Source organism: Geofilum sp. OHC36d9 (assembly GCF_052400685.1).
In the GTDB taxonomy this organism is placed as follows: Bacteria; Bacteroidota; Bacteroidia; order Bacteroidales; family Marinilabiliaceae; genus CAZHHH01.
Map to the genome: position 1 here is coordinate 195,185 of NZ_JBQTGJ010000005.1, position 14,939 is coordinate 210,123.

At 36.3% G+C, this 14,939-nt stretch carries 10 protein-coding genes and 1 pseudogene; 4 read left to right on the forward strand and 7 right to left on the reverse strand.

Annotation, left to right across the window (positions count from 1 at the left end):
- Window positions 1-656: 656 nt before the first annotated feature.
- The gene (gene corA, locus ACT3CD_RS08020; protein ID WP_444644609.1) at window positions 657-1,796 is read right to left on the reverse strand and encodes a magnesium/cobalt transporter CorA; all 1,140 of its coding nucleotides are present in this window, start codon (window positions 1,794-1,796) and stop codon (window positions 657-659) included.
- A 165-nt stretch (window positions 1,797-1,961) separates the two neighbouring features.
- On the opposite strand from corA, the gene ACT3CD_RS08025 reads away from it, so the two are divergent.
- From ACT3CD_RS08025 to ACT3CD_RS08040, 4 genes and pseudogenes are all read left to right on the forward strand, one after another.
- Window positions 1,962-2,918, forward strand: a complete 957-nt coding sequence (locus tag ACT3CD_RS08025) for a calcium/sodium antiporter (protein ID WP_444644610.1) — start codon at window positions 1,962-1,964, stop codon at window positions 2,916-2,918.
- Between the two features lie 36 nt (window positions 2,919-2,954).
- Window positions 2,955-3,473 (forward strand): annotated as a pseudogene (gene cobO / locus ACT3CD_RS08030) (cob(I)yrinic acid a,c-diamide adenosyltransferase); the annotation flags it as partial.
- A gap of 132 nt (window positions 3,474-3,605) precedes the next feature.
- A complete protein-coding gene (thiD, locus tag ACT3CD_RS08035; protein WP_444644612.1) occupies window positions 3,606-4,412 on the forward strand; it encodes a bifunctional hydroxymethylpyrimidine kinase/phosphomethylpyrimidine kinase in 807 nt (268 codons plus the stop codon).
- Window positions 4,413-4,649: 237 nt separating this feature from the next.
- Window positions 4,650-5,300, forward strand: coding sequence for a TenA family protein (locus tag ACT3CD_RS08040; protein WP_444644614.1), 651 nt, complete (start codon window positions 4,650-4,652; stop codon window positions 5,298-5,300).
- Window positions 5,301-5,611: 311 nt separating this feature from the next.
- Here the strand turns inward: ACT3CD_RS08040 and ACT3CD_RS08045 are convergent, their stop codons facing one another.
- The 6 genes from ACT3CD_RS08045 to ACT3CD_RS08070 form a co-directional block, all read right to left on the reverse strand.
- The gene (locus ACT3CD_RS08045; RefSeq protein WP_444644615.1) at window positions 5,612-7,039 is read right to left on the reverse strand and encodes a glycosyltransferase family 2 protein; all 1,428 of its coding nucleotides are present in this window, start codon (window positions 7,037-7,039) and stop codon (window positions 5,612-5,614) included.
- A gap of 9 nt (window positions 7,040-7,048) precedes the next feature.
- On the reverse strand, window positions 7,049-8,287 hold the full coding sequence (locus ACT3CD_RS08050) for a hypothetical protein (RefSeq protein WP_444644617.1): 1,239 nt from the start codon (window positions 8,285-8,287) through the stop codon (window positions 7,049-7,051).
- 2 nt (window positions 8,288-8,289) lie between these two features.
- Entirely contained in the window at window positions 8,290-9,519 is a 1,230-nt protein-coding gene (locus ACT3CD_RS08055) for a YaiO family outer membrane beta-barrel protein (RefSeq protein WP_444644618.1), read from the reverse strand.
- A gap of 1,302 nt (window positions 9,520-10,821) precedes the next feature.
- On the reverse strand, window positions 10,822-13,374 hold the full coding sequence (locus ACT3CD_RS08060) for an Ig-like domain-containing protein (RefSeq protein ID WP_444644620.1): 2,553 nt from the start codon (window positions 13,372-13,374) through the stop codon (window positions 10,822-10,824).
- A gap of 81 nt (window positions 13,375-13,455) precedes the next feature.
- A complete protein-coding gene (locus ACT3CD_RS08065) occupies window positions 13,456-13,866 on the reverse strand; it encodes a bacteriohemerythrin (RefSeq protein WP_444644622.1) in 411 nt (136 codons plus the stop codon).
- A 566-nt stretch (window positions 13,867-14,432) separates the two neighbouring features.
- On the reverse strand, window positions 14,433-14,804 hold the full coding sequence (locus tag ACT3CD_RS08070; RefSeq protein WP_444644624.1) for a response regulator: 372 nt from the start codon (window positions 14,802-14,804) through the stop codon (window positions 14,433-14,435).
- Window positions 14,805-14,939: the final 135 nt, after the last annotated feature.

Sequence of the window (14,939 nt, forward strand, 5' to 3'; positions counted from 1 at the left end):
ATAATTCTTTTTCCCTCGCATAAGCGAATAAAAACAATATAGTTTTTATTCGCTTATGCTATTACATTCGTGGCATAAAACAAAACTAATTGAATGTTTGCATTCTATCTAAACAGAAAGAGATAAAAGATGTAAAACACCTCCCATATATACAAATTTAGAATCGTTCCAGATAAAAAAAAGAATTAAAGCGCTCAATATCAAACGGTCGAAGAAAAAATCCATTTAAAGTAAAAAATATCTGTAAACAATAATAACCATCACAAATACAGTTAGAAAGAAAAAACAACGAGTCCATCAACAATCAATTTCAAACGCAATAGTTTTAAATTTTAATATTTTTTAACAAAAAAGAATTGCACACTTTTATTTCTTTATCGATATTTGCATTGGGTTAGGGTTAAGGTTAGAGAAAGGGTATGTCAGAACGATGACAGCCCTTTCTTTTTTTATGTTAACTACTCCCGCTAAAAAACAATGCTTTGGCAGAAAAAATAAAGCCCGCCCCATTAATCTCTAATTTCCCCAGTACGGAATCAAATAGTCTCCACGATAACTTCTAAGAAAACTCTTATTAAAAAAATAGGACAAGAAAAAAATTCTTAGCGATAAAAATTAAAAGAATAGAGAAGATAAAATTGGAACTTCACAAAAAATCAGAACCAGCCTTTCCTTTTAAAAAAGAACACCATAACAAAAGCAACAATCACCATAATGCCAAGAGAAGCCGGGTAGCCCCAGGCCCAGTTCAATTCCGGCATGTTCCACTTCCCGGCTTCGGGATTAAAATTCATCCCATAAATCCCGGCAATAAAAGTTAGTGGAATAAATATCGTAGCAATAATCGTCAACACCTTCATAACTTCATTCATTCTGTTGCTTAGCGACGACATATACATATCATAAAGACTAAACACCATTTCACGTTGATTTTCGATGCTATCAATAACCTGCACTATATGGTCATACACATCGCGCATAAAAATTTTCACTTCGCCGCTAAACAAGGGCATTTCATCGCGAAGCAAGCTATTAATACCGTCACGAAGTGACCAAACCGATTTACGAAAATAGATTAGATCCCGACGCAGCCCATGAATCGTTTGAAGATTCTCCTGCCTTGGAGTGTCAATTACGACTTCTTCAACCGACTCAATGGTTTCGCCTAGGGCATCAAGAGCTGTAAAATAATGATCCACCACATTATCAACCAACGCATAAGCCAAGTAATCAACGCCTAGCTTCCGCAAACGTGTGTTATCAAGCGCCAGGCGTTTTATCACCGGATCAAAGACAGGGTCATCACTCTCCTGAAAGGACAACACATAATTACTCCCAACCACCAGGCTGACCTGCTCCGTTCTAAAACCCTCATCCAGTTCTCTTTTGCCTGCCGCAATCATCCGCAGAACAATAAAGACAACATCACCATAAAATTCCACCTTGGGTCGCTGACTAATACTAACAATATCTTCCTGAATTAATGGATGCAACTCAAAATAATCCCAAACTTTTTTCAACTGCTCAATATCGTGTAGCCCCTGAACCTGAATCCATGTTTTGGTGCTATCGGTTAAATAAGGCGCCGAGGTTTCTATTTCGGTGATGGGAATCGCATCATATTGCGTCTCACTATAATCATGTACAGTCATCAACACCTTCGCCATTCGACGTATCCCAGTATGTTGAAGAGTTCCGGGTGCTTGTCCAGGCGCCTTTCGGCTGGCGAGTCTCTGAAGTGATGGATTTAAAAAACCTTTAACTTTAACGACTGAAGGGTGAACTTTAAACTTCATAAGAATTATTTTTTACTAAGTTGATAAAAATATCAATAATGAAGATAATTTTGACAAGATAAACAAAGCACAAACAGAAGAAAAGAACTAAATATGAATCAACGCCATTTACCCCCCGCCAATGAAAATCATTTTCAACAGCTACACATCAAATAATACGAGACAATGCTTTTAACAATAACAATTTTAGTCATAGGTCTGGGCTTACTACTTAAAGGAGGCGATTGGCTGGTTAGTGGCTCGTCAACACTGGCACGTCGCTATGGATTATCTGAATTGGTTATTGGGCTTACAATCGTCGCCTTTGGCACCTCGGCACCCGAATTGGTCGTCAGCACACTGGCAGCTATCGATTCGCATCCGGAAATTGCACTGGGCAACGTTATTGGAAGCAACAATTTTAATCTTTTCATCATCCTGGGATTAGTGGGAATACTATCCCCGCTTAGCGTTCAGGAAAGCACCATACGCAAAGAGATCCCAGCCTCGCTCCTCGCCGCAATACTATTACTGCTTCTTGGCAATAATTTTTTCATCGGCACCACCGACTTCATGATAAGTCGTACAGATGCATCAATCCTACTCATCTGTTTTGCAGCCTTCTTGATTTACATTAGCAAAAACATAAAACAAGCGAGCACAATTAATACACAAGCACAAAAAAACACTCAACTATCAAAGACCATTCTATTAATAGCGGCAGGACTTGTTGCCCTTGTTGCCGGTGGCGACATGGTCGTGACATCGGCCGTGAAACTGGCGCGCACTTTCAACCTCAGCGAAAAAATCATCGGGCTCACCATTGTGGCAGCAGGCACTTCTCTGCCCGAATTGGTTACCTCATTGGTAGCCATCCGTAAAAAAAACAGTGATATTGCCATTGGAAACGTCATCGGCTCAAACATTTTCAACATCTTTCTGATTATAGGAACCGGCGGCATGATAACACCAATAAGCTCATTGCAAACCTTTAACACCGATTTATGGCTGTTAACAGGCGGCACTTCTTTATTACTTTTGGCTATGTTTACCGGCAAAAAAAGACAGCTCGATCGCTGGGAAGCTATGATTTTATTTGCAATTTATGCGGTATACATTGTCTATGCGACCATAAAAGATTAATAATTAAAACTTTGACAAAAACTAAAAAACAGAAATTTAATGAAAGGATATATTCAAATATATACAGGTAATGGGAAAGGTAAAAGTACAGCCGCCTTCGGATTATCGCTCAGAGCCATTGGCGCCGGTAAAAAAGTCTACTTTGCTCAATTTGTAAAAGGGAAACTTTATTCAGAAATAGAGGCGATAACTAAATTTTTACCCGATATCACTCTTAAGCAATATGGCTTAGGATGTTTCATCTACAATGAACCGACTCAGGATGATATTAATGCCGCCCAAAACGGACTAAAAGAGATATCGACGATTATTCAATCCGGTAAATATGACGTGGTGGTTCTCGACGAAGCCAACATCGCGCTATATTATAAACTCTTCACTGTTCAGGAGCTCATTACCGTATTAAAAACAAAACCTGAAACCACCGAAATTATCATTACCGGTCGTTATGCTCCCGATGAGCTCCTCAAAGTTGCAGACTTAGTAACCGAAATGAAAGAGATTAAACACTACTACACGAAAGGCATTGAAGCACGTAAAGGAATCGAGTTTTAAAGGAATGATTCTCCTTTATGAAAAAAACAAATCCCACGCGCGGTATCATAAAAATTTCAATGATTTAATTTTGTCATTCAGGTTAACCTAAAAAAACAAAACGTTTCAGACTTAACAAATAATCATAATGAAATGAATTACAAACGTGTTTTAACCATTGCCGGCAGCGACCCCAGCGGAGGAGCGGGTATTCAGGCTGACCTGAAAACCATATCGGCCTGCGGATGCTATGGCACTTCGGCCATAACAGCAGTGGTCAACGAAAATACTGTCGGCGTATTCGGACTTCACCCTATCCCGGTTGATTTTGTAAAAGGGCAAATAAAATCTGTTCTCGATGACATTGGCACCGACGCCATTAAAATAGGCATGCTGCACTCTGCGAATCAAATCATGGCGGTCATTGAAGCCATTATGCCATACAACATCCGCAATATTGTACTTGATCCGGTCATGCTTGCCACCTCAGGCGACACATTACTTATGAACGAAGCCATAGTCACACTCAAGAACAAATTAATGCCAATGGCAAGAGTTATCACCCCTAACATTCCAGAAGCCGAAATTTTGTCAGGGGAAAGCATTAGAAACCAATCCGACCTGCCCAAAGTGGTAAAAAAAATATCGTGCAATAAAACGGTTTCGGTATTACTGAAAGCCGGACATTTAAACGATGAAACACTGATCGATATTTTCTATAATGCAGAAACCGACGAAATTATTGAGCTGCCTTCGCAGCGTATTAATACCCATAACACTCATGGTACAGGCTGCACCCTTTCATCGGCAATAGCCTCATTTCTGGCACAACAAATGCCTCTCAACAGAGCTGTAACAGAAGCAAAAAGCTATATTAATCAAGCCATTGAAACAGGTAAAGATTATCACATTGGCAAAGGCCACGGACCGGTTCATCATTTTTATAAATACTGGAAGTAATAGAAATCCCGTGTCATATTCTGCTTCAAAAGGCTTTCTTGGGCGAACAAAAAAAAGCTAAAGTGATTTTAATTAACAAAATGATTCAGTCAGCAACCTGAAAAATATTAAATTTACTCTTCAAACAGCTTCTTAATATCAACAATATGAAACGAGCCATGAGAGGAAACCCTCACACAGAGGGATGATTAATTCCGGCGAGTTCCATATGGCAACTGAAAAACAAATTAGAAACATATGAAAAAAGAGCCTCCATTTAGTAAACTACTGTGGAATAATATTATACCCATCTATGACGAAATTATCCACTGCGATTTCATCAAAGAATTGATACATGGAACGTTACCCGATAACAACTTTGCGCACTATCTGGCTCAAGCTCTTCTTCATCTGAAAAAAAATAATGAAGCCCTTATGGCAGTTGCCGAAAGAACATCTCAAAAACATCAGCAACTATTTTTCAAAAAACTGGGTGATGATGGTATTAAAATGGAGACTATAATGCGGATAAAGTATTTAGCTCATTTTGCGGTACAGGAAACGCCAAGTCAAAGTCCCATATTTAAAAAATATAGCGAATTTCAGCTTTCACATGCCAACCATTCTTCGTTCAATGTGGCTCTGGCAGCGTTGCTTCCCTCCTTTTGGATACATACCGAATATGGAAAAATAATACGACTCAATACCATACCTGACAATCCATATCAAAAATTCATTGAAATGTATAGCGGGCCAGAAATTACCGGATACAACAAAAAATTCATTGAAATAGTAGATGAGGAAGCTCAAAAAACTTCGGATGAGGGGCGTGAAAACATGCGGAAAATATTTATTACTGCGACACAATACGAATTGGATGTATTTCACGAAACAATGAATATTCAATAGAATCTGGCTATAAGTACAACTTTTGAGCAAGCCTTTAATTTGACCTTCCTAGCCCAAATTTCTGACTTTATAAACGAGCACTATAATGAAGTAAACAAAAAAACTTCTTTTTTACCACCAAAGTTTTCGAGCAAGCGTTGTATACAGACAACCGCATTTTAAAATCTCCTACTACGTCAACCTATATCTCAAATAAGTACTTTCCACTGAAGATATGATTGTGAATTGAAGCCATAACTTTAACAAAACTGGGGTTGTAATCAGGCTCTCAATCGTTCATTTTTTTCCCTGGCGTTAGCACCATAAATTATTTACTTTTTCACTTTATCAAAAGCCGTTCTTGTCATTCTCCCCCAACCTTTTTTATCTCCTTTGACAAAGTAAACAAAATTACCCAAAATTGAAAAATAGACATTTAATGGATGGTAGATAACGGTCTCGAACAAAGCAATCAAAATTACTCTGCTAATGAACCTGGCCCCCTTATACCTACTAAAAACATAAGTCTCATAATAGATAGAAAAGGAAGAAAAAAAGATGGAAAAAGAAACGACGAAAATTGAAAGAATCAAAAATATCTGCATATTAATACTTTCAAAAATTAACATAAACAAAAAATAGATCAATCCAACAGTCTCTATAATAGGTGCTAGCCATTCAAAAAGAACCCAATATGGGAAACTAATCAGGCCCATCTTACCGTATTTGGGGTTAAAAAACATGTCTTTATGTTTCAACACTGTATCAATAGAACCTCTTGTCCATCGATTACGCTGATTTCTAAGTGTTTTTAGTTTTGACGGCACTTCAGTCCAGCATAGCGGTTCGGGAATAAAGGCGACCTTATATTTTTGTTTTGCAACAGTGTGCATATACTTTCTTAACCGCACCACAAGTTCAAAGTCCTCCCCAATAGAACTGGTATCATAACCATTAACATCTCTTACCAGCTGGCAGTCGAACAACCCAAAAGCGCCAGAAATAATTAGCAGTCCATTTATTCTACTCCAGGCCATTCGTCCCAATGTGAAAGCTCTGATATATTCAAGCACCTGAAATTTAGCCCATAAGTTTTTAGGATAATTTATTTCAGTAATTCTACCGTCTTTAATTTTACATGAGTTAGCAACCCGAACCACCCCCCCGGCAGCGATCACTTTTCGATCGCCCTCTTCCTCTATAAAAGGTTTAACCATACGCAAAATAGCATCGTGCTCAATAATGCAATCGACGTCAACAGCCAGGAAGAGATCAGAACGAGAAATATTGATACCTGCATTTAAAGCATCCGCTTTGCCGCCATTTTCTTTATCAACATAGATTAGATTATTATAGGCCACCATAGTGGATTTATAAATACCGCGCACCTGAGCTGTTGGTATTTTACCATTTAAAGCATACTCAACTTTGACCAGTCCATAGTAATCAATCACTTTCTGTAAACTATTGTCTTTGCTTCCATCGTTAACAATAATTACTTCAACTTTTGGATACTCAAGAGACAGCAAACTCCTGATATTTTCAATAATAGAGGCTTCTTCATTATAGGCAGGCGCAATAATTGAAATAGATGGCAACAATTTGTATTCACGTACCGTATTGAAACGAAAGTACTTAGATTTCTTAACATAAAAAGACAAATCTAAAGATGACAAAACGGCAATAAAAATGTAGCTAACAAAAAGAAGAGAGCCGTAACCCAAAAAAAATGAGTTTAATAAGTAGTAGATGTTATCCATTGAGTAAGATTACTGGTTAATATACATACATGCCGTTTCATTATAGGCCATTTTAATTTCAACATTTTGTGAGCTTTCGAACGTTGAAAGTAAATTAAAATCATTTTCAAAAATTATTTTCATAGCTTCAATCATAACTAAAACAGATTGATATTCAACTATTTCAACAAGAAAAGAATAAAACCGCTGATCCAAGATATTATGAGCATGTTCAAGGATAAGCAACTTCACTTCATCGGGTTGCTGATCAAATAGTTCTATAATAATTTGCATCGTTTCATCCTGAGGCACGGTTGAAAGCAAAGCATCCCAGGCCAGTTTATTAAGGACGACATCCTGATTCCCTATATGATTAATGATAAGTATTGTATTTTTACTGCTCTTTTCGTATCTATATTTAGCAAGTAACAGGCCTATCATTACTTTTCTCGGACTATCTGACGCTAACAAGGCACGATAGTCGATATTCATTTTTCGATTTTTCAAGACAGCATTAACCACCATATTAATGTCAATAAACGAAAGACTATGCTTCTCACCTATAAAACCAACCAAAAAATCGTCATTCTCCATCAACCGTATTAAAGCAGCATAAGCTTCCGTTCGTATAACAAAATTTTTATTCTCAGCCAATAAAAGTATCTGATCAATACTCGTTGTAATACGGAGGTACGACAACACTTTCATGGATAAAATTTTATTGTCAAAATCCTTGTGATACAAAAAGGATTCAATTTTATTCTGAATATTTAAAGCGTCGATTAGCTGCTTAAACTCGGGACTAAGATTATCTGCCATAAGTTCCTGCAATCGAAGATAGGACTCTAAAAAAGCTTTTAATTGGATCTCATACTTAACAAAAGGCTTAATCCTTTTAAAAAAATTAGCCCTATTTACTTCATCTTTGTATATATCGGCCACAAAATAATTTGACAACAGATAGGTGAAATAACTTAAATATTTAGCTTTCTGTTTGGCACTACGACTACGCTGATGGTCATAAAACAAACTTAAACTGGTAAATATAGATGCATTAACCAACGAAAAAAAAGAGAAAAATAAAACCAAATATAGCCAAACAGGTATCCCTGAAACAAAAGAATAAATCGGATTAACGAACCTTATTCCAAACAAATTCGTCTCATAACGATAAAATGCATACATGAAATAAGCAACAAAAGCTATTGCACTAGTCAACAAAACAAAAAGTGCTAAAACTTTAAAACATTTTAAAATAGTACGCATCATTATTAAAACTTGTGTTTCAAAAGAATTTCGACTGTAAACCTATTCCTAAAGTTACTGGCCTGAAATTCCTCATAAGTATATGCAGCGGTTAACTTTATTTCTTCAAACTTCAACACGGCCCAATTTTTTTCAATTTTCACCCGATAATTTTTCAGTAAATAGACGTCTGCCGATTGCAATAGAGAAAATCTTTCATCTGGTGAATTTCCATACAGGAGTTCTAACCCCCAATAATTAAATTGATTTGGAGCATAATATCTTGTATTTAAAACGTAGGTAAAAGTGTTTTTTGCTTTCTGAACGACATAATAGGGACGCGCCGATAGCCAAAGACGGTGAAAATATTTACTAAGGTGTCCGGTTAATATAAATACATCGTAATTATCAGAATTGAGATAACGCCCTCCAAAACTGGCTTCCATTGATTTTGCAACAGGGAAATAATACTCCAAACCAGCCCTGTATTTCGGGAATAACTCATTGAGCAGGCTTACCCCAAAATTCGCATATACATACTGTCCATTGCTGAGTATTTGGTAATAATCTGATTCAATCTGAAGATCTGACTTATCAAACCGATGGGCATAATTCAGCCTTGGGATAAATGTTTTCCGGTTAACTTTAAACGAATAATCGACATAGGCTAAATGCTGCGGCTGTATACCATTTTTGTCATAAAAGCTAATGGAATAATAAAGACTGACAGCCTTCTTTTTATTCTTCATTTGCATCTCATGGTATAAGTTCTTTATTAAACTCGAATCGAGATAGTTAGCGTAACTGTCAATCAACTCAATACCATCACTATACCGACCCAATGCGTTATATGCCAACGATTTTTTCAACACTAGATTATAGTCGTCTTTATAACTATTTTGTTTGGCAAGATCAGCTACTTCGATAACATTTTCATAATCTTTTGACCAAAGTAAAACATTTAACCAGGTGTTGTACAAGCCGGAAATACTATCCGTTAAAAGATATGTTTGCTCAACCTGTTTGAGTGCTGAAACATAATCCCCTTTCCAGGCATATACATTAGCAATAAAAACCATTATATCAGCACGATCGGGAAATAACTTTAATACCGAAGTCGCCTCATCAAGTGCTGCGTCATAATCCCCTTGTCGCGCATTTGTAATAGCTGAATTGAAGATGGAATCGGTATTAATTTGTCCAGCGACCCGTAAAACCAACAAAATAAAAACGATACTGATCACTAGTCTTTTCATACTAAACTTTTGCCAAGGTTAAAGAATTATACATCTTATTTTAAACTTTAAAAGGATTGATCTTACAATATAATGAGTGGCACAAAAACAATGCACGTTTCTTTCAACAACATAATAAAACAAATAATTGTGCTGCCTGATTTTTTGTTAAGTCATGAAGCTAACCCATAGCTGCATATGTCTACACACTGACCGACAACAAAAATCAGATCAATAAATTCGTCATATATCTTTAATTTACAAGAGACATATTCAACACAACCACCTTTAAACTTGTAAATATTCCATTCAATAATTTTAATAAAAATAACAACGATTTAAAACACTACTTGAATACAATTATCAAATATTGTCTGTTTCACTCATCGAATTTTCATCCTGATGGTAAGGATGGTCAGATGAGAACATACACGCAATTGACTCATAGTTGCAACTGATTCGCAAAACTGAGGCATTTCATCTGTTCGACAATAAATTTACTGTCAAAAGGTTATTGTAATATTTGCCTTTTATTGAACTTATTTTATACTTAACAAAACAATGCATTTCATTAAATATAATGTCAGCGGAAAAATCTTATTTTTATCGTTACGATCACTTTTAAAACAGTGATTTACAATAGCAAACTCACATTTTCAATATTCGCAAGTCTCAAGAATGAAATTTTCTTAGCTGCCACCAGAGTTCTAGGACAAACACCAATTATTAAACTTTTTTAATAGTCCTCGTTAAAAATAGCTACACTTCCAAAAGCTAGAAAAAGATGATTGCAGAAGTTGAAAATCGAAATCAGGTTTTCCAAAATTTATGGGTTTCAATTTCAAAACCAATACAAAATTCACCACATGCATATATTGATATATCTAGATCTAAACACCTGATAATTAAATTAAAACACTGCAAAGTTTCAAAAAAAAAAAAGATAAAACAAATAGTATTATATCTATTTTCCCCCACACTGGCACGCCTCAGTATACCCATTTTTTGGGTGGAAAATAACTCAATTTGGAGATACTAAAAAAACTCAACCGAGTTTTAAATAGGAATAATTGCTAAAACCGGCTTCGTAATTACGAGAAAAGGCCGACTTCTGCGTTATACTTGTCCTCAAAATGGATATTTACCATATAAACGCTGATTTTTCGGTCTTCGTAAGCGTTAAATTTGAACAGGTCTTATCAAACACTAATGTTTTTTTGCTGATACTACTCACCCAAAAATAATAAACTAACGACTCTCGTCATTCACATAAAGACTTTATTTTGAAGTCTCAAAGCCTTATCATCAAATACATTATGCAAATTACAACTTAATTATTTTTGCAGAATAATATTTATTATTGGTTTTACCCACCACAAAATACGCACCACTGGCTAAGTCAGAAAGATCAAGTTGAAAACTGGGCTGAACCGATGTTACGTGCTTAACTAACTGACCCGAAGAATTAAAAAGCTTTAGCTCTCCAAACAAAATTTTGGTTTTGACTGTAACAATAGAAGTGGCCGGATTGGGATAAACAACTATTAAATCGTCGTGAACCTCTGGCAAATCACCGATACCCGTGTTTGTTCCTTTTACCGTAAAAACAACGGTATTGGATTTAGACAAACTATAGCCATCATAAATACAATACATTAAAGAATCGGTACCACTAAAATTATTGTTTGGTAAATAAACAAACGAACCATCATTATTCAACTCTATCTGTCCGTTTACAGGTGGCTCGGTGACCAATGCCACCAAAGTTTGGCCGTCCAGGTCAAAATCATTTTTCAACAACCCGTTACCAGCAGTCACGCTAACAGGATAAACCTCATTGCTGAAAGTAAAGCTGTCGCGCGTTGCGATCGCGGGCGTGTTGAATCGTGTTAACCCCGCTTGCATTATGTAATAAGATGTTTTAAGCGTCTCGACAACGGTTGAATCCGGAACCCGATGCCAGACATCCCAGGAAAAACGTTCATCGGTAACAGACCATTGGTCCTTATAATAAATGCCGATATTAAAACCATCGGTCACGGTGTCTTCACGCTCATAAGTATTCTGATCATCGTGCATAACCTTTAACTGGTTGGGCGCAACCACATTGATAAGCGTCCATGGTATCTTTACGTTTATTTCACTATCGCTAATTGTTACAGCATCTTTGGATGATGAATTTTGAAAATCATAATTAACCTGCAAATTGCCAATATACTGCACATCAGAGTAGCCGCTGTTATTTTTCCATCTCACGATTTTCCAGGGTGCCCCATCGGTTGTTGTTGAATGATACAACTGTTTGGGACCGGGAATACCATGCCATATACCGTAAGTATCGTAAGCCTCGGTGACATAAAGCAGAGCCGAATAATTGGTAATATGCAGTAAAAATTCAGAACGGAATGGAATGGGTTCTCCTCCGGGTAATTGAGACTCACCCAATTCATCGCTATAAGTATCTAAAGCAACCCATAATTCATCCGGTATTTCCAGCGGTTCATTCAGCGTGATTTCAAATTCAAAAAAATTATAATCGGCCTTCGCCTTTATTGAGGAGGTTATGGCATCAAACTCTTTTAACAGCGTTAAATCAGCTTTCTTATCAAAAGAAATCAAACCAAAATTCTGTTCAGCAGCAGTAATGTTATGCCAAAGAATCCGACTTTCAGGATTATTGTCCAAGGGATCGGTCACCCAGGTACGTTTAAACCATTCATCAATCCATGCAAAAGAAATTCCCCCGCCGCAATTACTGTTTTCTATAGTTTCCAACATCCTCAGGTTCGTATTACCCTGCCCCGTTTCGTCAAAACCGCCATGATTCATCCCTGAACTGGCATAATGAGCTACGCCCCAGCTGGATGGCACACCATATTCGGCAATTATTAAAGGAAAACCTTCGTAGTGCGATTTAAGATCCTCTAAATACCCCTCATAACTATTAGACCCATAATAATCGTAATGAGTTAAATAGTCAGATTGGTCGCTGATAAAATCCGGGTAATAGGGATAGGCATGATAGCTCACAAAAAAACCTGCCGGTGCATCGGTGAGCATTATTTTCGACAAATCAATGGAAGCCGTATCTTCATCCCTGTTTATTTCTTCACCGTGTATAATCGGGTCAAGTGTAGGCCAGCTTGAGAGACTTACAGGGCGCTGTGTCTCATAAGTCTGAGATTCGTAACTAACAAGATGGTCTAACCGCGAAGTACACCATACTTCAGATGCCGTGGCGTTACTAATGGAAAAATGATTCCCCGAAAAGCTTGTTAAAGTTGGATTATTGTCGTTGGTAGTAAAAATCTCTTTGGGATATATTTCACGCCCAATAATATACCCCAAGCACCATTTTGAAACATCGTTGTCATAAGCACCAAAGGCTTTACCTTGGCGCACTTCTATAAAACGGTTGCCATGCACACAATCCACATTTTCTTCTATCTCCACATTAAATGTATCGGCCATGAATGCCAAATCAAAATTATAGTCCGGTAACTCTTCATTTAGCCATACACCCTGAATAAAGAGTAACGGATTTTGGTCGTTGGCCAGATTAAACGAATCCAAAACTTCATAAAACCTGGGGTAATGCAATGTATAAAGACGAATACAATTAAAACCGCCCTCCTTAATCTCCGTAAACCATTTGGAATATTGCTCCCTGGTAGCAGCCAGTTCGCCGGGAAATGTTCCGGGTACAGCTACCCCCATATTCATCCCTTTAATAAAAATAGGAATATATTCCGTCCCATTCCATACAGTAAGATGGGTGCTATTGGTAGCATATGGTAATTTCTGACCAAAAGTATCAGACAAACTTATAATCGAAATTATAAATACATAAAACGCTATAATAAAAGGCTTGGGCATATCAGTACAATTTTTAGTAACAGTTTGAAACTTGCCAAAAACAAATACCGCCCTCTGTGGATAATATTTGTCTAAAGTGACTCATTCCTGATTATTTTTAAGATAGTCTAAAGTGACACTCTGAAATTTTCGATCGGATTCCATGATGTGACTGAGAAACCATTTTTTCATAAAAACAATAATTTTCTCAAATAACATCGTATTTTTATAATTAAGCTCCTGCTTCATTTCTTCGACTTTTTGAATAAAAAAAGTATGCTGTTTCACATGTTTTTCGTAATCACTATAATCTGCCTTTAGCAGTAAACCCTCTTCATACGAGAAATGATACTTTAAATAATTCTCCAACTCATCTATAAATGCGACCAATTGTTGATGAGTTTCGGCGTCATCAGGATTCTCTTTCTCATTACACAATTCGAAAAACTTCATGTGCTGACGATCTATTTCGTCAATATTTAACAAATATTTATCAGTCCAAATATTTTTCATATGATTATATTTTGTTTTTCAGTTGCCATATGGAACTCGACTAGCTTAATCATCCCCCGGTGTGTGAAACAATTCCCATGGCTCGTTTCATAAGTTATTTATTTCTTCATATCAAAAAAAAACACAACCGTTTTAAATTAATCTGACTTATCTTTTAACAAAAAAGGAATTCACCGTCAAAAACGGGAATGAATCTATTGACGAATAAGATCATTTCAGGATTAAGAAAAACAATAAAACAATATATATTTTAAATCTGATTTAGTAATTCTTTCAGTTGTAAAACTTTATGATTCTATAAAACCGAAATCTACATAAACAATCCGATAAAGTCAAGATCACGATAAGGACTGTCTCTGATTAAATAACAACCATCAGAGCAGCTATTTTGTTTTGCTAAAAATCCAACTCCGTAGAAAAATATCGAAATGGGATTATGCCTTTACCAAAAGTATTTAACTTCCACACATCTGCCTGTTATGAAAAGGCCACAATATAGGATGCATCAATACAAACATCCCTATATGTCAAATGCTATACAAACTGAATCAGAACCCTGCTTCAGATTAGGATAAAAATTCCTGAAATTTTTTTTCAACTTCAGAAACCTTAAATGGTTTAACAATAAAATGGTTTGCGCCCGACGAATGTGCCTTTATTACGCCATCATATTCGGTCACACCAAAATAGATAATAGGGGTAATTATTTTTTGAGTTAACCGTAAAAACGAAATTAGTTCGTAACAAGAAGTCCCAATAATAATATCATCCACAATAATTAAATCGATTGAATCGTCAGGTGAAATAGTCCCGGCTTCCGAAAAAGAATTAAGAATTTCGCAATGACAATGACGATTATTATTTTCGATAAGTCGTTTTATAATTTCAATAAAAACGACATCAACCGAAAATACAACTACTTTGATGGGGGTATCCATTATTTCTATCTCTTGTGAGGTAATTATTTAATGATCAAAAATGATGATCCGCCTGATTGTAAAACGAATATCTTCCAATCCAAAACCCTTCATTTTCTTTTATAATTAAGAGGTCTAAAAATCCAGGATTGAACA